The sequence below is a fragment of the Rhodovulum viride genome, assembly GCF_003265965.1.
In the GTDB taxonomy this organism is placed as follows: Bacteria; Pseudomonadota; Alphaproteobacteria; order Rhodobacterales; family Rhodobacteraceae; genus Rhodovulum; species Rhodovulum kholense.
Map to the genome: position 1 here is coordinate 1 of NZ_MUAV01000004.1, position 25064 is coordinate 25064.

Genomic DNA, 25064 nt, shown 5'->3' on the forward strand with positions numbered 1-25064 from the left:
CCTGGGCGGCGCCGTTCATCCTCTACAACGCCAAGCTGCTGATCTGGGACAAGGTTCTGGGCCTCGACGCCACCGACGCGCTGTCTGCCGACCTGCTGGACCTGCAGCTGCGGATCGTGACGTTCTATTTCGGTGGGGCCGCGGCCATCGGGGTGGTGCGGGCGCTGCGGAGGTGACGGCGCCGCCCCGGTGACGGAGCGGCAGCTTCTGGCGGCAGCGCTGGCCGAGCGGACGGAGCGGACTGGGCGCCTCAGGGCCAACGCAAAGCTCGTGGCTATCGAGAAGATCGCGGCTCAGGTGCGGCGATAGAGCCGTCAGTTGGTGGCTGTCTCGTCCTGCTCCCAACAGTCCAAGTCGTCATCGGCCAGCGCGCTCGGGTCGCCCATGATCTCTTCATGGCCGAACGGCACGCCGAGGCTGCGGACGTAATCCAGCGCGTGGTCGGTGGCTTCGTGTTCTGTCAGGCCGCGGCATCTGTACATGTAGCGTCTCGCCATTTCCATGATAAAGTCTTTCATCCTGACCCCGTCGCATTCGGCGAGTGGGGCACGCCACACGATGTCTTGCCGATAAGGGAGCCCAGCGCCCGGAACTAGACCTAGAGGGGCTTCAGCAAGCCCATATCTGTGCGGTCTTTCTCCGACTTTCCTCCAGCATTGCCCGCAGATCCAGACGTCAAGAATGTAGTCGCCTGGGTGTTCGTGGGTGCAATTCGATTTCGGCATCATCTGATCTTCCCTGGGCGGCGCCGATTGTCCCCGCGTCTTTCGGAACGGCAGCCCAAGGCGCTCGCAAATCCGGCGCAGTGACTTCGCTGCCCCTCGGCGGTGGCGTGGCGGCATCTTGCTCATATCTCGGCCCTCCTGCGGCCTCCGGTGTTAGCTGGTCGTCCCCGCCAGCAGGGTTTCCAGTTCTTCGATCCGTTGGCGCAGGCGCTTGTTCCGTCCCCAGATTCCGGCCTGCTCGTGAAGGCGGCGATCCCGCTCATCCATCAGCCGCAGAACATGAGCCTCTGCCTCAGCCCGGCCGCGCTCTGCCGCCTCGATCCGGCTCTCCGGCACATTGCAGGTGCATTCGGCTGGGCCGCCTATTGCCGCCCCGCAGCACATCTGGATCAGGATCTCGAGCCCGTCTTCGTCGCGCAGCCAGTGGCAGCGGGTGCGGGTGGGGGCGTCATCCATGGGGAGGAATTCCGCAGATGGAATCGCCGCCCGCAGTTGGGCTGGGAACTCCGTCCTCAAAAGGCAATGTGGACCACGCCTGTTCCATCGTGGTCCACAGTCGCGATTTTTCTTTTAAAATCAGCGCATTAATCTTTGGGTGGTAGGCCCGGAGGGACTCGAACCCCCAACCAAGGCGTTATGAGCGCCCTGCTCTGACCATTGAGCTACAGGCCCGAACCTGTGGTTTCCCTAGCATCCCGGCGAGAGGGGTCAAGACAGAACCGTGCCGCTAAAGGTCTTCGGCCCCGGAACGAGGCCGGACCTTGCCTCCGCCCAAGGCGTCTTCGCGTGCAACTCGGCCCTGTTGGACATGGCGGCGGCGCTGCCACGCCAAGGGCTTGCCGGTTCGGCAGGGGCTTGCGCCGCGCTGCAGCAGGGCGGATAAACCGGCCGCACATCATCAGGAGGACAAAGGATGATCGGCCGTCTCAATCATGTCGCCATCGCCGTGCCCGATCTCGAGGCCGCCTCGGCGCAATATGCCGATACCCTGGGGGCCAAGGTCGGCGCGCCGCAGGACGAGCCCGATCACGGCGTGACCGTGGTCTTCATCGAACTGCCCAACACCAAGATCGAGTTGCTGTACCCGCTGGGCGAGGCGAGCCCGATCCAGGGCTTCCTCGACAAGAACCCCTCGGGCGGGATCCATCATATCTGCTACGAGGTCGAGGATATCCTGGCCGCCCGCGACCGGCTGAAGGCGCAGGGCGCGCGGGTCCTCGGCGCGGGCGAGCCGAAGATCGGCGCCCATGGCAAGCCCGTGCTGTTCCTGCATCCCAAGGACTTCAACGGCACGCTGATCGAGCTGGAACAGGTCTGAACCCAAAGTCCGGACACCGAGAGGCCTGCGCCCGGGCGCGGGCCTCAGCCGGTCTTGCGGCCGATCCTCGGTTCGGTCCCGGCCAGAAGGCGGCGAATGTTGGCGTGATGGCGGATGAAGATCAGCACCGCCAGCACCGCCGTCAGCAGAACGACTTCGGCGCGGTTCAGCACGATGGCCCAGATCGGCGCGAGCGCCGCCGCGGCCAGCGCCGAGAGCGAGGAATAGCGCAGCGCCGCCGCGACCGCGGCCCAGGTGGCACAGGCCGCGATCCCGACCGGCCAGGCCAGCGCCAGCAGCGTGCCGAGGAAGGTCGCGACTCCCTTGCCGCCCTTGAAGCCCAGATAGACCGGGAAGAGGTGGCCAAGAAACGCCGCGCCGCCCGCGATCTGGGCCGCATCCTCGCCCGCCAGCGCCCGCGCGATCAGCACCGCGATCCCGCCCTTGCCCGCATCCAGCACCAGCGTCAGGAAGGCGGCCAGCTTGTTGCCGGTCCGCAGCACGTTGGTCGCGCCGATATTGCCCGATCCGATCTTGCGCAGATCGCCCAGCCCGAAGAGCCGGGCCATGACGAGGCCGAAGGGCACCGCCCCCAGCAGGTAGCCGCCAACCCCGAACAGCGCCAGCAGAAGAACGGAAGTGTCGAGCATCGGCATCGGGTCAGTCTCCGTCGTAGACGCGGGTCCCGGCGACCCAGGTGCCCAGCACACGGCCCTGCATCCGGGCGCCGTCGAAGGGCGTGTTCTTCGATTTCGATTTCAGCGCGAAGCGGTCCAGCACGAAGGGTGCGTCGGGATCGAACAGCACCAGATCGGCCGGGGCGCCCTTGGCGAGCCGCCCGGTCGAGAGGCCAAGCCGCCGCGACGGGTTCAGCGCCAGAGCGCGCCAAAGCTGGGGCAGGGAGATCGCGCCCGCATGCACCAGCCGCATCGCGGCCGGCAGGATGGTTTCCAGCCCGACCGCGCCCGAGGCGGCCTCTTCATAGGGCAGGCGCTTCGATTCCTCGTCCTGCGGCGTGTGCATCGACGAGATCACGTCGATCAGTCCCGAGGCCACCGCTTCGACCAGCGCCACGCGGTCGGTCTCGGCCCGAAGCGGCGGCTTGACCTTGAAGAAGGTGCGGTAATCGCCGACGTCGAACTCGTTCAGCGTCAGGTGATGGATCGAGACGCCCGCGGTCACGTCGCGGCCATTGGCCTTGGCGCGCTCCAGCGCGGGCAGGGCGCGGGCGGTGGTGATCTGGTCGGCATGGTAGCGCACGCCGGTCAGCTCGACGAGGCCCATGTCGCGGTCGAACCCCATCCGTTCGGCGAGCGCCGGCACCGAGGGCAGCCCGCGCAGCGAGGCGAACTTGCCCGAGGTCGCGGCGGCGCCGCCCGACAGCCCCGGGTCCTGCGGATGCGCCATCACCAGCGCGCTCAGCGACCGGGCATAGGTCATCGCCCGGCTCAGCACCTTGGTGTCGGTCACCACATGATCGCCATCGGTGAAGGCCACGGCGCCCGCATCCAGCAGAAAGCCGATCTCGACCATCTCGCGGCCCTCGCGGCCCTTGGTCAGGGCGGCCATCGGCTTGATCCGCACGGGGCTTGCCTCGCGCGCGCGGCGTGTGACGAATTCCAGCACCTCGGGCGTGTCGATGGCGGGCAGGGTATCGGGCCGGGTGACCATGGTGGTGACGCCGCCCGCCGCCGCCGCAAGCCCCGCGCTGCGGAAGCTTTCCTTGTGGCGCTCGCCCGGCTCGCAGATCTTGACGCCGATATCGACGATGCCGGGCGCAAGACAGGCACCCTTGCAGTCGATCACCCGGTCGCAATCGGGCGGTGCGTCGTGCCCCTGATCGAGGATCGTGCCGCCGCCCGTCAGCATCCAGCCGGGGGCGTCGGTGCCCGCCTCGGGGTCGATCAGGCGGGCGTTGGAAAAGACGGTTCTCATGCCTCGGCCCCTCCGGGGGCGGTTCTTGCCGCGTCGATCCGGGCCTTCACCCCGGCCGGATCGGCGAGGAACTTGATCAGATGCTTGTCGCCGCTCAGCGTGATCACCTGGGTCGCCGCGCCGATCACCCGGACCCTGGCGATGCTCGACAACCGCACGCGCCGCCCGCCCGGACCCAGAAGGGCGCGGTCGGTCAGGGTCCAGCTTGCGCCCAGCTCGTCGCCCATCAGGAAGGCGCCGCGCAGCCCGATGGCCAGCAGCGCGGCCACGATCCCGGCCCAGGGGTAGGGGTTGCCGGTCAGCGCCAGCAGCCCCGTCGCGCCGATCCCGGCCAGGACCGCGATCACCACATGCGCCTTGACATAGGCGGCACGGTCGCCCTGAAAGCGCAGGCGCACCGTCTCGCCCTCTTCCAGCGGCGTCTCGGCCTTCGGATCAAACATACGTGCCCTCCCCGGCGGCGCGGGCCGCGCGCAGGTTCCGCGCCAGCAGATCCATGCAGGCCATCCGGACCGCGACGCCCATCTCGACCTGGTCCTGGATGACCGACCGGTTGATGTCGTCGGCCAGCGTCCCGTCGATCTCGACGCCCCGGTTCATCGGTCCGGGATGCATCACGATGGCGTCGTCCTTCGCATAGGCCAGCTTTTCGGCATCAAGCCCGAAGCGGTGGTAATATTCGCGTTCCGAGGGGATGAAGCCGCCATCCATCCGCTCTTTCTGAAGGCGCAGCATCATCACGACATCGGCGCCGTCGAGGCCCTCTTTCATGTCGTCATAGACCTCGACCCCCATCTCGGCGGCCCCGGACGGGATCAGCGTCGGCGGCCCGATCAGCCGTACCCGGTTTTCCATCTTGCCCAGCAACAGGATGTTCGAGCGCGCCACCCGGCTATGGGCGATGTCGCCGCAGATCGCGACCGTCAGCCGCTGCAGCCGGCCCTTGGCACGGCGGATCGTCAGCCCGTCCAGCAGCGCCTGCGTCGGGTGTTCGTGCCGCCCGTCGCCCGCGTTCAGTACCGCGCAATTGACCTTCTGGGCCAGCAGATCGACCGCGCCCGAATGCGGATGGCGCACCACCAGCAGATCGGGATGCATCGCGTTCAGCGTCAGGGCGGTGTCGATCAGGGTCTCGCCCTTTTTGATCGAACTGGCCTGCATCGCCATGTTCATCACATCGGCGCCAAGCCGTTTGCCCGCGATCTCGAAGCTCGACTGGGTCCGGGTCGAGGCCTCGAAGAACATGTTGATCTGGGTCAGCCCCGCCAGCACATCGGCGTGCTTGGTCGCGCCGCGGCTGAGGTCGACATAGGTTTCGGCCAGATCGAGGATGATGCGAATATCCCAGGGGCTGAGATGTTCGATGCCAAGCAGGTGACGCGCGCGAAATTCCATGGGGCCTCCGACCTGAGTGGCCCGCTTATAGAAACGGGGGGGCGCGCGGGCAAGGGAGGCATTGCCGAAGCCCCCTGCGGCGGCATAGCCTAGGCGCCATGGAACCCGCATTGACCCCGCAGGACGCTCTGGCGCTTCTGGCCTGGCAGGTGGAACTCGGCGCGACCGAGGCCATCGGCGAGAGCCCGGTGAACCGCTATGAGGAAGTCCGGCCCGCCCCGGCGCCCAGGCCCGTGGCAGCCGCGGCCGCGCCAGCGGCCCGGCCCGCGGCGGTCGATCCGGTGGCGCTGGCGCGCGCGGCGGCGGCCGCGGCGCAGGATCTGGAAGGGCTGGCGGCGGCGATGGCCGCCTACGAGCAGTGCGACCTGAAGAAGGGCGCGCGGAACCTCGTCTTTTCCGATGGCCATCCGAAGGCCCGCGTGATGGTGATTGGCGAGGCCCCGGGCCGGGACGAGGACCTGCAGGGCAAGCCCTTCGTTGGCCGCGCCGGGCAGCTTCTCGACCGGATGTTTTTCCATATCGGGTTGGGGCGCGCCGACCCGGCGGCCGAGCGCGCGCTTTACATCACCAATGTCCTGCCCTGGCGCCCTCCGCAGAATCGCGACCCCGAGGCGCAGGAGGTGGCGATGATGCTGCCCTTCCTCGAACGCCATGTGGCGCTTGCCGATCCCGACATCCTGGTCCTGATGGGCAACCATTCCTGCGGCGCGCTTCTGGGGCGGAAGGGCATCACCCGGCTGCGCGGCCACTGGGTCGAGGCGCTGGGTCGGCCCGCGCTTCCGATGTTCCATCCGGCCTATCTGTTGCGCAATCCCCATGCCAAGCGCGATGCCTGGCACGATCTGCTGATGCTGCAGGCGCGGCTGAGGGGCGGATGATCGGGCCGGTCGATCCCCTGACGCTGGCGGCCTTCGTGCCGGCGGCGCTGGCGCTGAACCTGACGCCCGGCGCCGACATGATGTTCTGTCTGGGGCAGGGGCTGCGCGGCGGCCCGCGCGCGGCGCTGGCGGCCGATCTCGGCATCGCGCTGGGCTGTTTCGTTCATGTGACGCTGGCCGGGCTCGGGCTCGGCGCGGTGGTGGCCGCGGTCCCGGGCGCGTTCGAGGCGATCCGCTGGGCGGGCGTCGCCTATCTGCTCTGGCTGGCCTGGGGCGCGCTCCGGCACGGGGCGCTGGCGCCGGGGCTGCCCGCCGTCACGCCCCGCCGGGCCTTCCGCGAGGCGCTGGCGGTGAACCTCACCAATCCCAAGGTGATCCTCTTCGTCCTGGCCTTCCTGCCGCAATTCGTGGTGGCCGAGCGCGGCGCGGTGCTGGCGCAATTCCTGATCCTGGGCGGTGTGCTGTCGCTTGGGGGCTTCATCGTCAACGGCGCGGTCGGGGTCTTCGCCGGGCGGGCGCGGCAGGTCCTGAGCGGCTCGCGCACGGTCGAGCGCGGGCTTGGCGTCGTTTCGGCGGCGATCTTCACGGCGCTGGCGGTGCGGCTGGCGGTTCTGCAAAAGGGGTAGGCATGGCAGGTATCGACGGGGGCATCGACGGGACCAGAGAGTTCGTCCCGGTCAGGATCGCGGTCCTGACCGTGTCGGACACGCGCGGGCTGGCCGAGGACCGTTCTGGCCAGACGCTGGCCGACCGGATCGCGGCGGCGGGTCATATCCTGGCCGACCGCAAGATCCTGAGGGACGAGCGCGCCGAGATCGCGGACCAGCTGCGCGCCTGGTGCGCCGATCCCGAGATTGACGTGGTGATCTCGACCGGGGGCACCGGGCTGACCGGGCGCGACGTCACCGTCGAGGCCCATCGCGATGTCTATGAAAAAGAGATCGAGGCCTTTGCGACGCTCTTCACCCTCGTGTCCTTCGGCAAGATCGGCACCTCGGCGGTGCAAAGCCGGGCCACCGGGGGCGTCGCGCAGGGCACCTACCTGTTCGCGCTGCCGGGCAGCACCGGTGCCTGCAAGGATGCCTGGGACGAAATTCTGGTGCATCAGCTCGACTATCGCCACCCGCCCTGCAATTTCGTCGAGATCTTTCCGCGACTCGACGAACATCGCCGACGGAAATAGGTATATTCACCGTAATGAATGTGTGGCCCGTCGCGGCCGCCCGGGCGTCTCTGCCGGGCACTGCGACAGGCGGCCTTGCGACCCGATGCGACGGGAAAGGACGGTTCGATGCGTTTCCTCCGCCGCAGCCTCACGGGGCTGTTCCTGCTGGCCCTGACGCTTGGGCTTCTGGCCTATGCGGCGGCGACGCTGCGGTCTGCCATCGACGCGCGCCGGGCCGACCGGCCCAAGGCGCCGCCCGCCGCCGAGCGGGTCTTTTCCGTCAACGTGACCCCGATTCGCCCGCAGACCGTGACGCCCGAGCTGACCGCCTTCGGCGAGATCCGCTCGCGCCGCAGCCTCGAGCTTCGGGCCGAGGCCAGCGGCCGCGTGGTCTATCTGCATCCCGCCTTCGAGGAGGGCGGGCGGGTCGCGGCGGGCGAGGTGCTGTTGCGGGTCGATCCGGCCGACGCGACCTCGGCCCGGGATCTGGCGCGGGCCGACCTGACCCAGTCCGAGGCCGATCTGCGCGACGCCAGGCGGCGTCTCGATCTGGCCCATGACGAGCTGGCCGCCGCTGAGCTGCAGGCCGAATTGCGGCAAAAGGCGCTGGGGCGCCAGAAGGACCTGCGCGGGCGCGGTGTCGGCACCGATGCCGCGGTGGAAGAGGCCGAGCTGACGGCCGCCGCCGCCGATCAGGCGGTGGTGTCCCGGCGCCAGGCGCTGGCCCAGGCCGAGATCGGGCTTGAAACCGCGACCACGTCGCTTGCCCGCGCGCGGATCGCGTTGTGCGACGCCGAACGGGCGCTGGCCGATACCGAACTTGTCGCGGCCTTTTCCGGCACGCTGATCGACGTGAGCCTGGTCGAGGGCGGGCTGGTCGCCGGCAATGAACGGGTGGCCGACCTGATCGACGTCTCGGCGCTCGAGGCCGGGGTGCGGATCTCGACCGCCGAGTTCAGCCGGCTGCTGGACGACAGGGGCGCGTTGCGGCCGCTGCCGGTGACGGTCGCGCTCGATGTCTACGGGTCGAACCTGACCGCGCGGGGGGTGCTGTCGCGCGAAAGCGGGGCGGTGCCCGAGGGGCAGGTGGGTCGGCTGGTCTATGCCCGTCTCGACGACGCCCCGGGCTTCCGGCCGGGCGATTTCGTGACGCTCCGGATCGAGGAACCCGCGCTGGAGGATGTCGCGGTCCTGCCCGCCACCGCGCTGGACGCGTCGAACGAGATTCTGGTGCTGGACGCCGAGGATCGGCTGGAGGCGGTGCCGGTCACGCTTCTGCGCCGTCAGGGCGACCGGGTGATCCTGCGCGCGCCCGGGCTTGCGGGCCGCAAGGCGGTGGCCGAGCGTTCGCCGCTTCTGGGGGCGGGGATCAGGGTGCTGCCGCTGCGTCCCGGCGCCGCCGCCGAACCGGAGGACAAGACGGAGGCGACGGTCGAACTCAGCCCCGAACGCCGCGCCGCGCTGATCGCCTTCGTCGAGACCAGCCCGGCCCTGCCCCAAGAGGCGCGCGCCCGGATCCGCGCCCAGCTCGACCAGCCGCGCGTGCCCGCGCAACTGGTCGAACGGCTCGAAACCCGGATGGGGGGCTAGGCGGGTGCCGGGGCGGGTCGCAAGCGCCGCGGGCGGGCTTCTGTCCTATTTCACCCGCCACCGGACGGCGGCGAACCTGCTGCTGCTGCTTTTGATCGTAGCCGGGCTTTTTGCCGCGCCGCGGATGCGGGCGCAGTTCTTTCCCGACGTGATCGTCGAGACGGTCTCGGTTTCGGTGATCTGGGAGGGCGCGGGACCCGAAGAGGTCGATGCCGGGATCGTGCAACTGCTGGAACCGGAACTCCGCGCGGTCGAGGGGGTGGAAGAGACCACCTCGCAATCGATCGAGGGAATGGCCACCATCACGCTCGATTTCGAACCGGGCTGGGACATGGCCCGCGCCACCAACGATGTGCAGGCGGCCGTCGATGCCGAAACCGACCTGCCCGAGGAGGCCGAAGAGCCCGAGGTCACGCGCGGCGCCTGGCGCGACCGGGTGACCGACGTGGTGATCACCGGCCCGGTCGCGGTGGGCCAACTTGGGCGGCTTGCCGACGAGCTGGTCGACCGGCTGTTCGCCGCAGGCGTCACCCGCGCCACGATCCGCGGCCTCGCCGCGCCCGAAACGCTGGTCGAGGTGCCCTCGATCGAGCTGATGCGCCACGACATCACCATGGCCGAGATCGCGGCCGTGCTGGCCGCCGAGGCCGAGACCGCGCCCGCGGGCGATGTCTCGGGCGGCAATACTAGGGTCCGGACCGGGGTCGAAAAGCGCAGCGCGGCCAGCATCGCCGCCATCGTGCTGCGGTCCTACCCGGACGGGTCCAAGCTGACCGTGGGCGACCTGGCCGTGATCCGGGTCGAGGGCGCCGACCGCGAGCGCGCCTATTTCGTCGGTCCCGACCCGGCGATTTCGCTGCGGATCGACCGGTCCGACCGGGGCGACGCCATCGAGATGGAGGCCAAGGTCCGCGCCGTCGTGGCCGGGATGACGCCGTCGCTGCCGGCGGGCGTGCATATCGATCTGATCCAGACCCAGGCCGACTATATCGCGGGACGGCTCGACATCCTGCTTGGCAACGGGCTGATGGGGCTTGGGCTGGTGCTGGGGCTGCTGTTTCTCTTCCTGAACGCGCGCACCGCCTTCTGGGTGGCGGCGGGCATTCCGGTCGCGATGCTGGCCACCGCCGCGCTGATGTTCGCGGCCGGGCTGACCATCAACATGATCTCGCTTTTCGCGCTGATCATCACCCTCGGGATCGTTGTCGACGATGCCATCGTGGTGGGCGAACATGCCGATTTCCGCGCCCGCCATCTGGGCGAGCCGCCGGTTCTGGCCGCCGAGAATGCCGCCCGCCGGATGGCCGCGCCGGTCTTTTCGGCGACGCTGACCACCATCGTCGCCTTCTATGCGCTGGTGGTGATCGGCGGCCGCATGGGGCACATGATCGCCGACATTCCCTTCACCGTGATCGCGGTGCTGACCGCCTCGCTGCTGGAATGCTTCCTGATCCTGCCCAATCACATGGTCCATGCGCTGGCGCATTCGGCGAAAGAGCATTGGTACGACTGGCCGTCGCGCCAGTTCAACCGGGGCTTCCGGCGGTTCCGCGAAGGCCCGTTCCGGCGCCTGATGCGGCTGGTGATCCGGGGCCGCTATCCGGTGATGGCGGGCTGTCTGCTGCTGCTGGCGCTGCAGGTGGCGGCGGTGATCCGGGGCGACGTGCCCTGGCGCTTCTTCAACGCCCCCGAAGAGCGGTCGGTCACCGGCAATTTCATGATGCTTTCCGGCGCGGACCGGGCCGATACCGCCGCGATGATGGCCGAGCTGCAGCGCGCGGCCGAGGCGGTCGGCGCCCGCTATGCGGCGGAACATGGCATCAACCCCGTGACCTATGCGCTGGCCGAGATGGGCGGCAATGCCGGGCGCGGGCTGGCCGGGGCCGAGATCAAGGATGCGGACCTTCTGGGGGCGATCTCGCTCGAGCTGATCGACGCCGATGCCCGGCCCTATTCCTCCTTCGATTTCGTGCGCGCGCTGCAGGACGAGGTGCGCCCCCATCCCAAGGTGGAAAGCCTCAGCTTTCGCAGCTGGCGGGCCGGGCCGGGGGGCGATGCGCTTGATGTCCAGTTCTTCGGCGCCGAGGCGCGGGTGCTGAAAGCCGCGGCCGAGCGGCTGAAGACCGAGCTTGCGCGCTTTGGCGAGGTCTCGGCGCTGGAGGACAGCCTGGCCTATGACAAGCAGGAGGCGGTGCTGGAGCTGACCGCCCAGGGCGCGGCGCTGGGCTTCACCATCGAGGATCTGGGCCGGGTGCTGCGCCACCGCATCAACGGGATCGAGGCCGCGACCTATCCCGAGGGTCCGCGCTCGGCCACGATCCGGGTCGAGCTGCCCGAGGCCGAACTGACCGCCGATTTTCTCGACCGGATGCAGGTGCGCAGCCCCGAGGGCGTCTATCTGCCGCTGGCCGATCTGGTCACGGTCGAGCGCCGCACCGGCTTTTCCTCGGTCCGGCGCGAAAACGGGCTGCGGGTGGTCACGGTCACCGGCGATCTGTCCGAGGACGACCCGGCGCGTGCCGCCGAGATCTCGGCCGAGCTGAAAGGGACGATCCTGCCGGGGATCGAGCGCGATCTGGGCGTGTCCTGGCGGCTGGGCGGGCTGTCGGAACAGGAAAAGGACTTTCTTGCCGATGCGCGGCTGGGCTTCGGGCTGTGCCTGGTCGGGATCTATCTGGTGCTCGCCTGGATCTTCTCCAGCTGGACCCGGCCGGTCGTGGTGATGGCGATCATCCCCTTCGGGCTGGTCGGCGCGATCTGGGGCCATGCGCAATGGGACGTGCCGTTGTCGATGTTCACCGTGGTCGGGCTGATCGGCATGACCGGCATCATCATCAACGATTCCATCGTTCTGGTCAGTACGGTCGACGAATATGCCGACCGGCGCGGGCTGGTGCCCGCCATCGTCGATGCGACCGCCGACCGGCTGCGGCCGGTGCTGCTGACGACCCTGACCACCGTTCTGGGGCTCGCGCCGCTGCTGTTCGAGACCTCGCAGCAGGCGCAGTTCCTCAAGCCGACGGTGATCACGCTGGTCTATGGGCTCGGTTTCGGGGTCGGGCTGGTGCTTCTGGTGGTGCCGTCGCTGCTGGCGATCGGGCAGGATGTCGGGCTGTCGCTGCGGGCGCTGCGCCGCGCGCTGCGCGGGCGCAGACGCCGGGCGACGCCGGTCCCGGCGCTGGCCGCGTTCGGGATGGCGGGGATATTCGCGGCGACGCTTCTGCCCGAACTGCTGGGGGGCGGGGTGCCGGGGATCTGGCTGGCGCTGCTGCCGCCGCTGGCGGGCCTTCCGGCGCCGCTTGCGGCGTTTCTTCTGTTCCTCTGCGGAAGCGCTTTGATCCTGGCGCTGGCCATCGCCGTCGCGTTGGCCGAGGGCCGCAAGTCCTGAGATGGCCGGGCGCCTAGCGCGCTCCGCCGCAGCCCTGAATATCGACCGCGCGGTCCTGGCCCAGAAGGGTGATCCGCACCGACGAGCGGTCGAGCGCGAAGGGCGTCCCGTCCGCGGGCACGATGTCCGAGCGCGCGACCAGCATCCCGCCCTCGCGGTCCATGTCGGTCTCGGCGACCCAGATCGAGGGGTCGGGCAGTTCGAACACCGCGGTTTCCTCGCCGCCCAGCGGCGGCACCTCGATCCGCGCGGTCAGCCGCAGCCCGTCCGAGATCGGCTCGACCTCGCAGGCCACCCGCCCGACCCGGGCCGCGCGCGCATCCAGCGGCTGGGCCTCCAGCGCGGCCCGGATCGGCGCGGCGCGGCTTTCGCCCGGAAGCCGTTCGTCCAGCCTCAGTTCCATCGGCATGCAGATGTCGTGACAGACCCCCAGGTCGATCCGCGCCCGGATCTCCATCGGGCGCCCGGGCTCGCGGGCCGTCAGCTCGATCGGCAGGACCAGATCGTCGACATAGCCGATGGTGCGCATCCCGTTCGACGAGAACACGGTGGGCCGCGGCCAGTGCAGCCGCACCGCCGCGACATTCTTCGACCCCTGCCAGTCGAACCGGGGCGGGATGCCCGCATCGCCCGGCGCCCGCCAGTAGGTCTTCCAGCCCGGCGCGAGGGTCAGATGCAGCGCCGCCATGTAGGTGCCGCGCTCGGTCTGCCAGCCGGGCAGGATCTCGCCGCTGACCACGCTGTCCGGGGGCAGGGCGGTCTCTGCCGGGGCGGGGGAGGTCAGGGCCTGGGCCGCAAGGATCAGGGCGGCGGTGATCGGAACGAACAGATTTCTTGCCATGGCGCCCAAGATAGGCGCTCGGACGGCCGCGCGGAATCACAAAGCGGCGAGAGATCGCCACAATTGCGGAACCGTGCCCTTGCGTCCCGCCCGGCTCAGGCACATGCTTGAACCGAGCAGGCGACAGGACAGGGCAGAATGCAGCTTGGAGGCAAGCTTCTGATCGCGATGCCCGGCATGGGCGATCCCCGTTTCGAAAGAAGCGTGGTCTATCTGTGTGCCCATTCCGACGAGGGCGCGATGGGCCTGATCGTCAACAAGCCGCTCAGCGAGATTTCGTTTTCGGACCTTCTCGACCAGCTCGACATCACCCGCAGCCCCGGCGCGCGCGATATCCGGGTGCATTTCGGGGGGCCGGTCGAACATTCCCGGGGCTTCGTGCTGCATTCGGGCGACTACCGCACTGATCGCGACAGCACCCTTCGGGTCGATGCCCGGTTCGGAATGACCGCGACGCTCGATATCCTCGAGGACATCGCCCAGGGCGGCGGCCCGTCCAGTTCACTTCTGGCGCTGGGCTATGCGGGCTGGGGGCCGGGGCAGCTCGAGGACGAGATCCTGCAGAACGGCTGGCTGACCTGCGATGCCGACCCGGCGCTGGTCTTCGACGGGGCCGATGGCAGCAAATGGGAACGCGCCATGCGGCTGATGGGCATCGATCCGTTGCTGTTGTCGCCCGCCGCCGGGCGCGCCTGAAAACGACCCGCCGCCGGGCGCGCCTGAAAAATACCCGCCGCCAGACTGATCCGGTTCAGGGCCGGGGTGCGGCCGCGCGGCGCAGCCGGTCGTTGATCGCCCGGCCGAGCCCGTGGTCGGGGACCGGCGCCACGGCGATGACCTGTCCGGGCGCGGCCTGCGCGTCGAGCTGGCGCAGCGCATGGAACAGCGCGGCCGCCGCCTCGACCAGATCGCCCGAGGCCGACAGGTTCAGCGCGGCCCCCGCACAGCCCGGCCCGAAGCCCAGCCAGAGCGCCCCCGGCGGCGGCGCCTCGGCCTCCAGCACGACCCGCGCTCCGGGCGCGTAGTGCGACCCCAGCTGACCGGGCGCGGTGATCGCGGCGCCTTCGGCCCGCGCGGCGATCGCCATGCCAAGGCAGTCTTCCAGTGCCTCGGCGGGCAGCCCGCCCGGCCGCAGAAGAACCGGCCCGCCGCCCGCATCGAAGCCGAGGATGGTCGATTCCACCCCCACCGGGCAGGCGCCGCCATTGACGACGGCCGCGATCCGCGACCCGAGCCCCTCGATCACATGCTCGGGCCGGGTCGGGCTGACCGCGCCCGAGGGATTGGCCGAGGGCGCCGCGACCGGCCCGCCGAAGGCCGCCAGCACGCCCTGCGCGACCGGATGATCGGGCACGCGCAGCGCCACGGTGGGCAGACCCGCGCTGACCAGCGGCGACAGCCCGGCCCCGGGCAAAAGCGGCAGCACAAGCGTCAGCGCGCCGGGCCAGAACGCCTCGGCCAGCCGCAGCGCCGGGTCCGGGAAACTGGCCAGCCGTTCGGCCGCGGCAAGATCGGGCAGATGCACGATCAGCGGGTTGAAGCGCGGCCGCCCCTTGGCCTCGAAGATCCGCGCCACCGCGCGGTCGTCGCGGGCATCCGCGCCCAGCCCGTAGACGGTCTCGGTGGGCAGCGCCACCAGCTTGCCTGCGGCCAGCAATGCGGCGGCGCGGGCCAGCCCGTCGGCATCGGGTGTCAGCAATTCGGCGCTCATGGGACATTCCCTTACGTTGCGTTTGCGCTTGATGGGGCGGGGCGTTCCGTTACCTTCTGCCCGCGAAACGAGCGGTCAGATAAATCTGCCGGACGACCCCGACAAGCGGCGGCAATGGAGGCTTGCATGGCATATCGTGCTCCTGTGGCGGAATTCCAGTTCATTCTCGACCATGTGGTCGGGCTGGACGAGGTTGTGGCGACCGACCGATTTTCCGAGGCCACGCCCGATGTGACCCGGGCGATCCTCGATGGCGCGGGGCGGCTTTGCGACGATGTGCTGGCGCCGCTGCAACGGCCGGGCGACCTGCATCCGGCGCGGCTGGAAAACGGCGTGGTGCGCACCTCGCCGGGCTATGCCGAAGGCTATCGCGCCATTGCCGAGGGGGGCTGGGTGGCGCTGTCGGCGCCCGCCGAGCATGGCGGGATGGGCCTGCCCACGACGTTGTCGACTGCCGTCAACGACATGATGAGCGGCGCCTGCCTGTCGCTGCAGCTGAACCCGTTGCTGACCCAGGGCCAGATCGAGGCGCTCAGCCATCATGCCAGCGACGAGATACGGGCGCTTTACCTTCCGAAACTGATCGCGGGCGACTGGTCGGGCACGATGAACCTGACCGAGCCGCAGGCGGGGTCGGATGTGGGTGCCTTGAAGACCCGGGCGATGCCCAATGGGGACGGCACCTATGCGGTGACCGGCCAGAAGATCTACATCACCTGGGGCGATGCCGATTTCATGGAGAACGTCGTGCATCTGGTGTTGGCGCGCCTGCCCGATGCGCCCGCCGGCACGCGGGGCATCAGCCTTTTCCTGGTGCCGCGCAACCTGCCCGATGCCGAAAGCCGGCCGGGTGTGGCGAACCGCGTCAAGGTGGTCAGCCTCGAGCACAAGCTGGGGCTGCATGGCAGCCCGACCGCGGTGATGGATTTCGACGGCGCCACCGGCTGGATGGTGGGCGAGCCCAACAAGGGGATGGCGGCGATGTTCACGATGATGAACAACGCGCGCCTCGGCGTCGGCGTGCAGGGCGTGGGCGTGGCCGAGGCCGCGTTCCAGCAGGCGCTGGCCTATGCGGCCGACCGGCGCCAGGGGCCGACGCCGCTTGGCGATGGCGGCATCGTCGGCCATGCCGATGTGCGGCGGATGCTGGCCGGGATGAAGGCCGAGATCTTCGCCGCGCGCGCCATCGCGCTGTCCTGCGCGGTTGCGGCCGACATGGGCACCGCGACCGGCGAGGCCGACTGGACGGCGCGCGCGGCCTTCCTGACCCCGATCGCCAAGGCCTGGGGCACCGAGGTCGGCATGGAGGTCGCCCAGCAGGGCGTGCAGGTCCATGGCGGCATGGGCTTCATCGAGGAAACCGGCGCCGCGCAATACCTGCGCGACGTGCGGGTGACGGCGATCTACGAAGGCACCAACGGCATCCAGGCGATGGATCTGGTGGGGCGCAAGCTGGCCGATGGCGGCGATGTCGCCTGGCGGCTTCTCGAAGAGGTCGAGCAGACCGCCGAGGCGGCGCGCGGCGCCTTTCCTGACCTTGCGGTCGAGGTCTGGACCGCGGCCGAGGCGCTGCGCGACGCCACTGAATGGATGCTGACCCGCGAGATGACCGACCGCTTTGCCGGCGCGGTGCCGTTCCTGCGCGCTTGGGCGCGGGTGCTGGGCGCGCAGCTGCACCTGGCGGCGGCGCTGGCCGAGGGGGGCTCGGGGCCGCGCAGCGCGCTGGCCCGCGTCTTCATCCGGCGGCTCCTGCCCGAACATGTCTCGGCGCTGGCGGCGGCGCGGGCCGGGGCGGACGATCTGTACGCCCTGTCCGACGCTGATCTCGGCGCATGATGGACGGCAGCCTGGCCCCGATCCGCACCCCTTTCGAAGTTCCGCCCGCCGAGGGCGAGGCGGTCGAGATCGCCGGGGGTGTGCTGTGGCTGCGCCTGCCGCTGCCGCCGCCGCTCAAGCATGTCAACGTCTTCGCGCTGGACGAGGGGCAGGGCTGGACGCTGGTCGATACCGGGCTTGCCACCGGGAAAAGCCGCGAGATCTGGCAGGCGCTTCTGGCCGGGCCGCTCGGCGGGCGCCCGGTCCGCCGGGTGATCCTGACCCATCACCACCCTGACCATGTGGGGCTGGCGGGCTGGTTTCAGTCGGCGCATGGCGCCGAGCTCTGGACCAGCCGCACCGCCTGGCTGTTCGCGCGGATGCTGACGCTTGACGAACAGGCGCGACCGCGGCCCGAGACGCTCGATTTCTACCGCGGGGCCGGGATGGACGCAGCGCTTCTGGCCGAACGCGCGGCGGAACGCCCCTTCAACTTCGCCGATGTGGTGGCGCCGATGCCGCTGGGCTTTCGCGCGCTGGCCGAGGGCGACCGGATCGCCGCGGGCGGGCGCGACTGGGACGTGCGGCTGGGCGACGGGCACGCGCCCGATCACGTCACGCTCTGGAGCCGCGACGACGCGCTGGTGATCGGGGGCGACCAACTGCTGCCCTCGATCTCGCCCAATCTCGGGGTCTATGCGACCGAGCCGCTGAACGATCCGGTCGCGGGCTGGCTGGAAAGCTGCACCCGTTTCGCCACCCATGCGCGCGAGGATCATCTGGTCCTGCCGGGTCACAAGCTGCCCTTCACCGGCCTGCCGACCCGGCTGGTGCAGCTGATCGAGAACCATCACAGCGCGCTAAACCGGCTGATCGAGGCGCTGGGCGAGGAACGCACCGCCTGCGACTGCTTTCCGGTGCTGTACCGCCGCGAGATCGGTTCGGGCGAATACGGGCTGGCGCTGGCCGAGGCGGTCGGCCATCTGAACCACCTGTACCTCACCGGTCGCGCGACCCGGCGCCGCCGGTCGGACGGCGCCTGGCTGTTTCGCAGGGTCGGCGCAGCCTGACCCCGCGCCGGGATGCGCAAGCGTGGGCGGAATGCCACGCCCCGCGCTGCATCGCGGCATCGCGGGCGCTGGCGAGGTGACAGCCCCCGGGGCTTCGACTAGGGTACCGCCAGCGAACAGGCAGGGGATACCGCAGGCATGGCAGCTTTCCGCACCGGCGCGATGCGCCTGTCCGTGCCGCCGCGCCGCGCGCATACCCCCGCCCTCTTTCCGTCCTCCTGCCGCGCCGTCCGGCCGTTCCGGCCCGCCGCCGCCCATTTCCGGTCTGCCAAATGTTCCGTTTCCTGATTGCCTGCCTTCTGCCGCTGTTCCTGCTGGGCTGCGGCGCCGAATCCGTCTGGGCCCCCGACGAAGCCGTCGCCCGGGCGAAGTACCGGGACGCCGCGCCGCCCTCGATCACGCTTTACACCATGATCAACAACCGCTCGGGTTCGGGCGCGCATTCGGCGCTGATGATCAATGGCAGCGAACGGGTGATCTTCGATCCGGCCGGAAGCTGGTGGCACCGTGCCGCCCCCGAACGCAACGACGTGATCTACGGCATCACCCCGAAAATGCTGGACTTCTACATCGACTACCATGCCCGCGTGACCTATCACGTCGTCGCCCAGACGGTGCAGGTCTCGCCCGAGGTGGCCGAGCGCGCGCTGCGGCTGGTCGAGGGCTATGGCGCGGTGCCGAAGGCGATGTGCGCCCGGTCGACCAGCGATGTGCTGCACCAGCTTCCGGGCTTCGAGAGCATCCCCCGCAGCGTCCGTCCGAAAGCGGTGATGTCGGCCTTTGGCAAGCTGCAGGGCGTCACCACCCGGGAATATTACGACGACGATCCTGATGAACACGAGGACCTGCTGCGCGAACAGCAGCGCGCCCGGTTCAACGAACTGGTCCAGGGCATCGTCGAGGGCCAGTAGGCCTGGCCTCCGGAAAGGGGCGGCGGCAGGCCCGCCGCCTCAGCCCAGCAAGAACAAAAGCGTGTAAAGCGTGACTGCGCCCGCGCCGATGGCGGCCAGCACCGATTTGCGCCACCAGCCGACGGCCACGGTGACAATGGCCGCGGCCAGCCGGGCCGGGTCGGGGTCGCCGCCGGTTGCGGGCGGCCAGACCACGGCGGGCGCGACCAGCGCGGGCAGCACCGCCACCGGCGTATAGCGCAGGTGCCGCAGCAGCCAGTCGGGCAGCCGCCGCCCGCCCATTGCGCCGAGGAAGGAAAACCGCATCAGGAAGGTGCCGATCCCGAGCGTGACGATGATTGCCCAGATCCCTGCCGTGCTCCAGCTCATCTAGCGCGCTCCCATCCGGCGCTCGATCTCGGCGCCCACGACCATCGCCGCGACCGCTGCGATCATCAGCCCCAGATTGAAGGGCAGCCCGGCAAAGACCAGCGCCAGCGCGACCGAAGTGCCGGCCGCCGCGACATGGGCCGGGGTCCGAAGCGCGGGCGCGACCATCGCCAGAAAGGTGATGGGCAGCGCGAAGTCGAGCGCAAATTCCGGCGGGATGCTGCGGCCCGCGACCGCGCCGACCAGGGTCATGCCGTACCAGGCGGGCAGCATCGGCGTGACCGCGCCTGCGAAGAAGGCGATCCGCTCGGGCACGGTCATCTTGGGGCGCGCCTCGAAGCGGGCATGCGCGACCGCATAGGTCTGGTCGAAAAGCCCGTAGGCCACCAGCGCCCGCTGCCAGAGCGGGGCCGCGCCCAGATACGGCGTCAGCGAGGCCGAATACATCGCCATCCGCATGTTGACCGCCAGCGCCGTGGCGATCACCACCAGCGTATGCGCGTTCTCGGCCATCAGCTGCACCGCCGAGAATTGCGCGGCCCCCGCAAGCACCACCATCGAGAAGCCCATCACCTCAAGCAGCGAGAACCCGGCCTCGGTCGCCACCACCCCGAAGAGAAGCGCGAAGGGCACCAGGATCAGAAGGAATGGCGCGCCCTGGCGCAGGCCGGTCAGATAGGCGGATTTCCGGGTGGAGGCTGGCATGGCGGGGGGCTAGGTTTGCGGCAGGTCCGATGGGCGTAAGGCCCGCCGGAACCGGATGCAATCGCAAAACCGGAGGCGGCATGCGGATCTTCGGAACGATCCTCGCGGGCGGGCAGGGGCGGCGGCTGGGGGGCCGCGACAAGGCGCTGGTCGAACTTGGCGGGCAGACGCTGCTGGCGCGGATAACCGAGCGGCTGGAGCCTCAGGTCGAACGGCTGGCGCTCAGCGCGAACGGCCCGGCCGGGGCCTACCGGACGGCCGGGCTGGGCCCGGGCGCGGCGGTGCTGCCCGATCCGCCGCCGGGCGATCTGGGGCCGCTTGCGGGGGTGCTGGCCGGGCTCGACTGGGCCGCGGCGCATGGGGCCGACTGGCTGGTGACCGCGGCCATCGACACGCCGTTCCTGCCCTGCGATCTGGTGCCGCGCCTGCTGCTGGCGGCCGAGACCGCGGGCACCGGGCTTGCGATGGCGGCCAGCGGCGGGCGGCGCCATCCGACCGCATCGCTCTGGCCCGTGGGGTGTCGCGACGAGCTTGCCGCCGAGGTCGCGGGCGGGCTGCGCAAGCTTGGCGTCTTCGGGGCGGCGCGCGGTGCGGCCCTGGCCGATTTCGCGACCGTGCCCGGCCCTGACCCGTTCTTCAACGTCAACACGCCCGAGGATCTGGCGACGGCCGAGGCGGCACTGGCATGAGCGTTTTGGATACGGTCATCATGGCCGACTGGTCGGCCCGGTCCGGACCCTCGCCGGCCCGTCCCTCGGCCGATGCGATCTGGATCGCGGTCGCGCGCCGGGGCTGGACGACCGCCACGGCCTATTTCCGCACCCGCGCCACCGCCGAGGCGGCGCTTGCCGACCTTCTGGACGGCGAGCTCCATGCGGGGCGCCGGGCGCTTCTGGGGGCCGATTTCGCCTTCGGCTATCCGGCGGGCTTTGCCCCGGCGCTGACCGGCACCGCCTCGGCCCGCGCGGTCTGGGCCTGGGTCGCGGACCGGCTGGAGGACCGCCCGGACAACTGCAACAGCCGCTTCGAGCTGGCCGATGCGATCAATGCCGCCCTGCCCGGAGGTGGCCCCTTCTGGGGCTGTCCGGCGGCCCTCGGCACGCGGCTGACGGATCTCACGACCACGCGTCCGGCTAACATCGTCTTCGCACCGCATCGCCGGGTCGAGCGGCTGCTGCGTGATCGTGGCGGGCCGGGGCGGGCCGTCAAGAGCGTCTGGCAGCTTTACGGCGCGGGGGCGGTCGGTTCGCAGGTGCTGGTCGGGCTGCCGATGCTGCACCGGCTGGCCGGGCGGTTCGGGGCCGATCTGGCGGTCTGGCCGTTCGAGCCGACCGGAGCGACGGAGACGCCCCTGACCCTCGCCGAGATCTATCCCGCGATGATCGGCCCGGAGGTGGCCGAGGCGCTGGCAGAGCGGCCCGGACAGATCCTCGACGAGCTGCAGATGCGACTGATGGCCGAGGCGGTGCTGGCGGCCAGTGGCGCGGGCGGGCTCGGGGCGCTGCTGGACGTGCCGGCCGGCGCCGATCTGGCGGAAGAGGCCTGGATTCTCGGGGCGAGCGCCCCCGAGGCCTTGCGCGCCGGGGCGAAGGCGTCCCTCAGCCGAACATGCCGGTGACGCGGCCCAGCAGCATGAAGGCGCGCGCGGTGCGGGTTTCGGCCAGGTCGTTGAGCTCCTGATCGCTGGCCGCGGCCTCGAATTCGACCAGAACCCGGTCGAACTGGCGCAGGAAATGGTGCGCCACGTCGCGGAAGATCGGGTCCTTCTTCATGCGCGCGGCGGTCAGCGCCAGACAGGACCGGTCGCGCACGCCGCCCAGCGCCGAGACCGGCAGCCCGCGCTCGCCCTGCGCGAATCGGCGCCAGATCTCGGGACGCGCCCGGTCGGGATGCAGATCGTCCATGTAGATCCCCTCTTCGCTGAGAAGGGTCAGGATGTCCTGGGCCGAGCGCACCAGCTTGGACGCGGTGCGATCCTCGAGCGCCCGGCGCAGCGCGCGGAACCCGGCGCGGTCCGAGGTGTCCTCGGGGAAGTTCAGCGCCCGGACGAATTCCTCGGTGCTCAGCGGGCGGACCGAATCCTCGGGCACCGTGCCGAGGGCCAGCCGCGGCTGATCGTCCGGCGGGGTCTTCGACGGGGGGGCGGGGGGAGCTGCGCGGGGGGCGGACGCACGGGGCAGGGCCTTGGTCGACAGGCTCTGCGGCACCTGGACCTCGGCGATCTCGACGGCCCGGTCGCGCCGGGTTGCGAAGGTCGCGATCGCGTCCTGGGTTTCGCGCTGGGCGCGGGCCAGATCGTCGATCCGTTTTTCCATCGAGGGGCGGACATCCATTCCCGCGCCCTGCTGTTGCGCCAGATAGGCCTGGCGAAGCGAGTCGACCGTCGCCTGCAGCCGCGCCGATTCCTGGCGCAGCACCCGTGCCGAGCGCGCGCCCTGCGCCACCACCCAGATCAGCCCGACCGGCAGCGTCAGCGCCAGCACCGTGACCGCCGTGCCAAGCGCGCCACCCCCGGTGCCGGGAACCCCGTCCGCACTGGCCAGCAGCGCGCCCGAAAGCCCCAGCCAGGCGACGCTCAGCACGCCGGCGGCGATCTCGATCCGCGACAGGCCGCCCTCGCGGCGGTGCCCCGCGAAGGCGGCCAGATCGAACGGCTTGTCCTTGTCCCTTTCCGCCATGCCAGCGGTCCCGTCCGGTGATGTCAGATGTAGCGGATGCTCAGAACTTCGTAGCTGCGCTCGCCGCCCGGCGTGCGCACCTCGACGCTGTCGCCTTCCTCCTTGCCGATCAGCGCGCGGGCCAGAGGCGACTTGATGTTCAGCAGGCCCCGCTCGATATCGGCCTCGGCCTCGCCGACGATCTGGTAGGTCTTCTCTTCGTCGGTATCCTCGTCGACCAGCGTCACCGTCGCGCCGAACTTGATCGCGCCCGACAGCTTGGCCGGGTCGATCACATCGGCCCGCGACAGCAGGCCCTCGAGCTCCTTGATGCGGCCCTCGATGAAGCTCTGCTTTTCGCGCGCGGCGTGGTATTCGGCGTTCTCCGACAGGTCGCCATGCTCGCGTGCTTCGGCGATGGCCCGGATCACGGCGGGACGCTCGACGCTTTTCAGCGCCTTGAGTTCTTCGTCGAGCGCGGTGTAGCCCGCGCGGGTCATGGGTATCTTTTCCATAGGACTCTTCGGACAGTTCACGGAACGGAATGCAGACCCCGCGGGTCCGCTTTCACGAGTAGGTCGGTCTACCCTGACCGGAGTGCGGGAGCAATTGCAATAGGCGAAAGATCTGCGGTTGCGCAGAGCCCTGCGCAGGCATCGGGCCGCCGATGGAGGCCTCAATGGGGGCGCCGGGGCGACTATTCATTTTCTTGTGCCGCGCCGCCGCGAAATGATGTTGCCGAACAATTGAATTGACGGCCCGGCTGAGTTAACGGTTTGCGGACTGCATTCAGCCAGGGCGGCCGGTGCGCCGGCCGAGAAGGGTAATCGCATGGCCGAGATCGAACGGGAATCGATGGAATACGACGTGGTGATCGTGGGAGCCGGGCCCTCGGGGCTTTCGGCGGCGATCCGCCTGAAGGAACTCGATCCCGATCTGTCGGTCGTCGTGCTCGAGAAGGGGTCGGAGGTCGGCGCGCATATCCTGTCGGGCGCGGTGCTCGACCCGATCGGGCTGAAGGCGCTGTTTCCCGACTGGAAGGAGCGCGGTGCGCCGGTCTCGGTGCCGGTCAAGGAGGACAATTTCGTCTTTCTCGGCAAAAGCGGCAGCCTGCGCTTTCCCAACTGGCTGATGCCGCCCTTGATGTCGAACCACGGCAAGTACATCGTCTCGATGGGCAATGTCTGCCGCTGGCTGGCCGAACAGGCCGAGGCGCTGGGGGTCGAGATCTTCCCCGGCATGGCCTGTTCGGAACTGGTCTGGGGCGAGGACGGCGCGGTCAAGGGCGTCGTCGCGGGCGAATTCGGGAGGCAGGCCGACGGCACGCCGGGGCCGAGTTACGAGCCGGGGATGGAACTGCACGGCAAGTATGTCTTCATCGCCGAGGGCGTGCGCGGTTCGCTCGCCAAGCAGATCATCGCGAAATACGACCTCTCGAAGGGCCGCGACCCGCAGAAATACGGGCTCGGCATGAAAGAGGTCTGGGAAATCGACCCCAAGAAGCACAGGGAAGGCACCGTCACCCATACCATGGGCTGGCCGCTGAACGGCAATGGCGGCGGCGGGTCTTTCATCTACCACGCCGAGAACAACCAGATCTTCATCGGCTTCGTGGTGCACCTGAACTACCGGAACCCGCATCTTTTCCCCTACATGGAATTCCAGCGCTTCAAGCATCACCCGATGGTGGCCGAGCTTCTGGAGGGCGGCAAGCGCGTGGCCTATGGCGCGCGGGCGATCTCGGAGGGCGGCTATCAGTCGATCCCGCAGGCGGCCTTCCCGGGTGGGGTTCTGCTGGGCTGTTCGGCCGGGCTGGTGAACGTGCCGCGGATCAAGGGCAACCACAATGCCATGATGTCGGGGATCGAGGCCGCCAAGGCCGCGGTCGCCGCGATCAAGGCGGGGCGCGCGGGCGATGTGCTTGCCGACTATGACGACGCGCTGCATGCGGGCGACATCGCCAGGGACCTGAAGAAGGTGCGCAACGTCAAGCCGCTCTGGTCGAGATATGGCGGCTTCCTCGCGACGATGCTGGGCGGGTTCGACATGTGGGTCGCGCATCTGACCGGCTGGAACCCGCTTGGCACCATCCATCACGACAAGACCGATGCCGAGGCGACCGGCAAGGCCGCCGATTTCCCGAAGATCGACTACCCGAAACCCGACGGCAAGATCAGCTTCGACCGGCTGACCAACGTGGCCTTCTCCTTCACCAATCACGAGGAAAGCCAGCCCTGCCACCTGCGGCTGGCCGATCCCGCGATCCCGGTGCAGGTCAACCTGCCGCAATTCGCCGAACCCGCGCAGCGCTATTGCCCGGCCGGGGTCTACGAGGTGGTCGACGAGGGGCAGGACCCGCGCTTCGTGATCAATTTCCAGAACTGCGTGCATTGCAAGACCTGCGACATCAAGGACCCGAGCCAGAACATCACCTGGGTCACGCCGCAGGGCGGCGACGGGCCGAACTACCCCAACATGTGAGAATTTTACCGGGGCCCGACGCGGCCCCGGCATCGACGCGCGGCGCAGGGGTCGGATGGCTTCTGCGCCGTCGGTCTTTCGGGCCGGGCGCCCGCAGGGGACCGCGACTG

24 protein-coding genes, 1 tRNA gene and 1 pseudogene are annotated in these 25064 nt (G+C 69.7%); 13 read left to right on the top strand and 13 right to left on the bottom strand.

The window, feature by feature from the left end:
- Window positions 1–314 precede the first annotated feature (314 nt).
- From BYZ73_RS04040 to BYZ73_RS04050, 3 genes are all read right to left on the bottom strand, one after another.
- Entirely contained in the window at window positions 315–518 is a 204-nt protein-coding gene (locus BYZ73_RS04040) for a hypothetical protein (protein WP_146746254.1), read from the bottom strand.
- Between the two features lie 360 nt (window positions 519–878).
- Window positions 879–1181, bottom strand: a complete 303-nt coding sequence (locus BYZ73_RS04045; protein WP_112314993.1) for a hypothetical protein — start codon at window positions 1179–1181, stop codon at window positions 879–881.
- A 140-nt stretch (window positions 1182–1321) separates the two neighbouring features.
- Window positions 1322–1397: transfer RNA gene (locus tag BYZ73_RS04050), tRNA-Ile, on the bottom strand.
- Between the two features lie 241 nt (window positions 1398–1638).
- On the opposite strand from BYZ73_RS04050, the gene mce reads away from it, so the two are divergent.
- Window positions 1639–2043, top strand: coding sequence for a methylmalonyl-CoA epimerase (gene mce, locus BYZ73_RS04055; protein WP_112314994.1), 405 nt, complete (start codon window positions 1639–1641; stop codon window positions 2041–2043).
- A 44-nt stretch (window positions 2044–2087) separates the two neighbouring features.
- Here mce and plsY read toward each other — a convergent pair whose 3' ends face one another.
- The 4 genes from plsY to BYZ73_RS04075 are packed head-to-tail and all read right to left on the bottom strand — an operon-like array spanning window position 2088 to window position 5373.
- Window positions 2088–2699: a glycerol-3-phosphate 1-O-acyltransferase PlsY gene (plsY, locus tag BYZ73_RS04060; protein ID WP_112314995.1), complete on the bottom strand. Its 612-nt coding sequence runs from the start codon at window positions 2697–2699 to the stop codon at window positions 2088–2090.
- A 4-nt stretch (window positions 2700–2703) separates the two neighbouring features.
- Window positions 2704–3978: a dihydroorotase gene (pyrC, locus tag BYZ73_RS04065; protein ID WP_112314996.1), complete on the bottom strand. Its 1275-nt coding sequence runs from the start codon at window positions 3976–3978 to the stop codon at window positions 2704–2706.
- Entirely contained in the window at window positions 3975–4421 is a 447-nt protein-coding gene (locus tag BYZ73_RS04070; protein ID WP_108025992.1) for a hypothetical protein, read from the bottom strand. Before BYZ73_RS04070 ends, pyrC begins: the two co-directional genes overlap by 4 nt.
- Window positions 4414–5373, bottom strand: coding sequence for an aspartate carbamoyltransferase catalytic subunit (locus BYZ73_RS04075; protein WP_112314997.1), 960 nt, complete (start codon window positions 5371–5373; stop codon window positions 4414–4416). Before BYZ73_RS04075 ends, BYZ73_RS04070 begins: the two co-directional genes overlap by 8 nt.
- Before the next feature lie 98 nt (window positions 5374–5471).
- Between BYZ73_RS04075 and BYZ73_RS04080 the strand changes: the two genes are divergently transcribed.
- The 5 genes from BYZ73_RS04080 (at window position 5472) to BYZ73_RS04100 (ending at window position 12394) form a co-directional block, all read left to right on the top strand.
- Entirely contained in the window at window positions 5472–6251 is a 780-nt protein-coding gene (locus BYZ73_RS04080; RefSeq protein WP_112314998.1) for a uracil-DNA glycosylase, read from the top strand.
- The gene (locus BYZ73_RS04085; RefSeq protein WP_112314999.1) at window positions 6248–6877 is read left to right on the top strand and encodes a LysE family translocator; all 630 of its coding nucleotides are present in this window, start codon (window positions 6248–6250) and stop codon (window positions 6875–6877) included. The genes BYZ73_RS04080 and BYZ73_RS04085 overlap by 4 nt, the downstream gene beginning before the upstream one ends.
- Window positions 6878–6879: 2 nt before the next feature.
- The gene (gene moaB, locus BYZ73_RS04090) at window positions 6880–7434 is read left to right on the top strand and encodes a molybdenum cofactor biosynthesis protein B (RefSeq protein WP_112315000.1); all 555 of its coding nucleotides are present in this window, start codon (window positions 6880–6882) and stop codon (window positions 7432–7434) included.
- A 108-nt stretch (window positions 7435–7542) separates the two neighbouring features.
- Entirely contained in the window at window positions 7543–9006 is a 1464-nt protein-coding gene (locus BYZ73_RS04095) for an efflux RND transporter periplasmic adaptor subunit (protein ID WP_112315001.1), read from the top strand.
- A 4-nt stretch (window positions 9007–9010) separates the two neighbouring features.
- Complete coding sequence (locus tag BYZ73_RS04100; RefSeq protein WP_112315002.1) at window positions 9011–12394, top strand: efflux RND transporter permease subunit; 3384 nt, start codon at window positions 9011–9013, stop codon at window positions 12392–12394.
- A gap of 13 nt (window positions 12395–12407) precedes the next feature.
- On the opposite strand, the gene BYZ73_RS04105 is transcribed toward BYZ73_RS04100, so the two are convergent.
- On the bottom strand, window positions 12408–13235 hold the full coding sequence (locus BYZ73_RS04105) for a protein-disulfide reductase DsbD domain-containing protein (RefSeq protein ID WP_112315003.1): 828 nt from the start codon (window positions 13233–13235) through the stop codon (window positions 12408–12410).
- 129 nt (window positions 13236–13364) lie between these two features.
- On the opposite strand from BYZ73_RS04105, the pseudogene BYZ73_RS04110 reads away from it, so the two are divergent.
- A pseudogene (locus BYZ73_RS04110) lies at window positions 13365–13931 on the top strand (YqgE/AlgH family protein); the annotation flags it as partial.
- Between the two features lie 55 nt (window positions 13932–13986).
- Here BYZ73_RS04110 and BYZ73_RS04115 read toward each other — a convergent pair.
- On the bottom strand, window positions 13987–14946 hold the full coding sequence (locus tag BYZ73_RS04115; RefSeq protein WP_112315005.1) for an L-threonylcarbamoyladenylate synthase: 960 nt from the start codon (window positions 14944–14946) through the stop codon (window positions 13987–13989).
- 126 nt (window positions 14947–15072) lie between these two features.
- Between BYZ73_RS04115 and BYZ73_RS04120 the strand changes: the two genes are divergently transcribed.
- The 3 genes from BYZ73_RS04120 (at window position 15073) to BYZ73_RS04130 (ending at window position 18742) form a co-directional block, all read left to right on the top strand.
- Window positions 15073–16782 (top strand): acyl-CoA dehydrogenase, encoded by a 1710-nt coding sequence (locus BYZ73_RS04120; RefSeq protein WP_112315006.1) that lies wholly within the window; start codon window positions 15073–15075, stop codon window positions 16780–16782.
- Window positions 16779–17831 carry an MBL fold metallo-hydrolase gene (locus tag BYZ73_RS04125; protein ID WP_425451061.1) on the top strand — a complete coding sequence of 351 codons (1053 nt, stop codon included), beginning with the start codon at window positions 16779–16781 and terminating at the stop codon, window positions 17829–17831. The genes BYZ73_RS04120 and BYZ73_RS04125 overlap by 4 nt, the downstream gene beginning before the upstream one ends.
- Window positions 17832–18103: 272 nt before the next feature.
- Complete coding sequence (locus BYZ73_RS04130) at window positions 18104–18742, top strand: hypothetical protein (protein ID WP_108026013.1); 639 nt, start codon at window positions 18104–18106, stop codon at window positions 18740–18742.
- A 39-nt stretch (window positions 18743–18781) separates the two neighbouring features.
- Here BYZ73_RS04130 and BYZ73_RS04135 read toward each other — a convergent pair whose 3' ends face one another.
- Together BYZ73_RS04135 and BYZ73_RS04140 are read right to left on the bottom strand one after the other, a co-directional pair.
- The gene (locus tag BYZ73_RS04135; RefSeq protein WP_112315007.1) at window positions 18782–19111 is read right to left on the bottom strand and encodes an AzlD domain-containing protein; all 330 of its coding nucleotides are present in this window, start codon (window positions 19109–19111) and stop codon (window positions 18782–18784) included.
- Complete coding sequence (locus tag BYZ73_RS04140) at window positions 19112–19816, bottom strand: AzlC family ABC transporter permease (RefSeq protein WP_112315008.1); 705 nt, start codon at window positions 19814–19816, stop codon at window positions 19112–19114.
- 80 nt (window positions 19817–19896) lie between these two features.
- On the opposite strand from BYZ73_RS04140, the gene mobA reads away from it, so the two are divergent.
- Window positions 19897–20505: a molybdenum cofactor guanylyltransferase MobA gene (gene mobA / locus BYZ73_RS04145; RefSeq protein WP_112315009.1), complete on the top strand. Its 609-nt coding sequence runs from the start codon at window positions 19897–19899 to the stop codon at window positions 20503–20505.
- On the top strand, window positions 20502–21434 hold the full coding sequence (locus BYZ73_RS04150; RefSeq protein ID WP_112315010.1) for a molybdopterin guanine dinucleotide synthesis: 933 nt from the start codon (window positions 20502–20504) through the stop codon (window positions 21432–21434). The genes mobA and BYZ73_RS04150 overlap by 4 nt, the downstream gene beginning before the upstream one ends.
- Here the strand turns inward: BYZ73_RS04150 and BYZ73_RS04155 are convergent.
- Together BYZ73_RS04155 and greA are read right to left on the bottom strand one after the other, a co-directional pair.
- Complete coding sequence (locus BYZ73_RS04155; RefSeq protein ID WP_112315011.1) at window positions 21415–22494, bottom strand: hypothetical protein; 1080 nt, start codon at window positions 22492–22494, stop codon at window positions 21415–21417. The two genes, BYZ73_RS04150 and BYZ73_RS04155, sit on opposite strands and share 20 nt — an antisense overlap.
- A gap of 23 nt (window positions 22495–22517) precedes the next feature.
- A complete protein-coding gene (greA, locus tag BYZ73_RS04160; protein WP_108026024.1) occupies window positions 22518–22988 on the bottom strand; it encodes a transcription elongation factor GreA in 471 nt (156 codons plus the stop codon).
- A 316-nt stretch (window positions 22989–23304) separates the two neighbouring features.
- On the opposite strand from greA, the gene BYZ73_RS04165 reads away from it, so the two are divergent.
- Entirely contained in the window at window positions 23305–24954 is a 1650-nt protein-coding gene (locus tag BYZ73_RS04165; protein WP_112315012.1) for an electron transfer flavoprotein-ubiquinone oxidoreductase, read from the top strand.
- The last annotated feature ends 110 nt before the right edge of the window (window positions 24955–25064 follow it).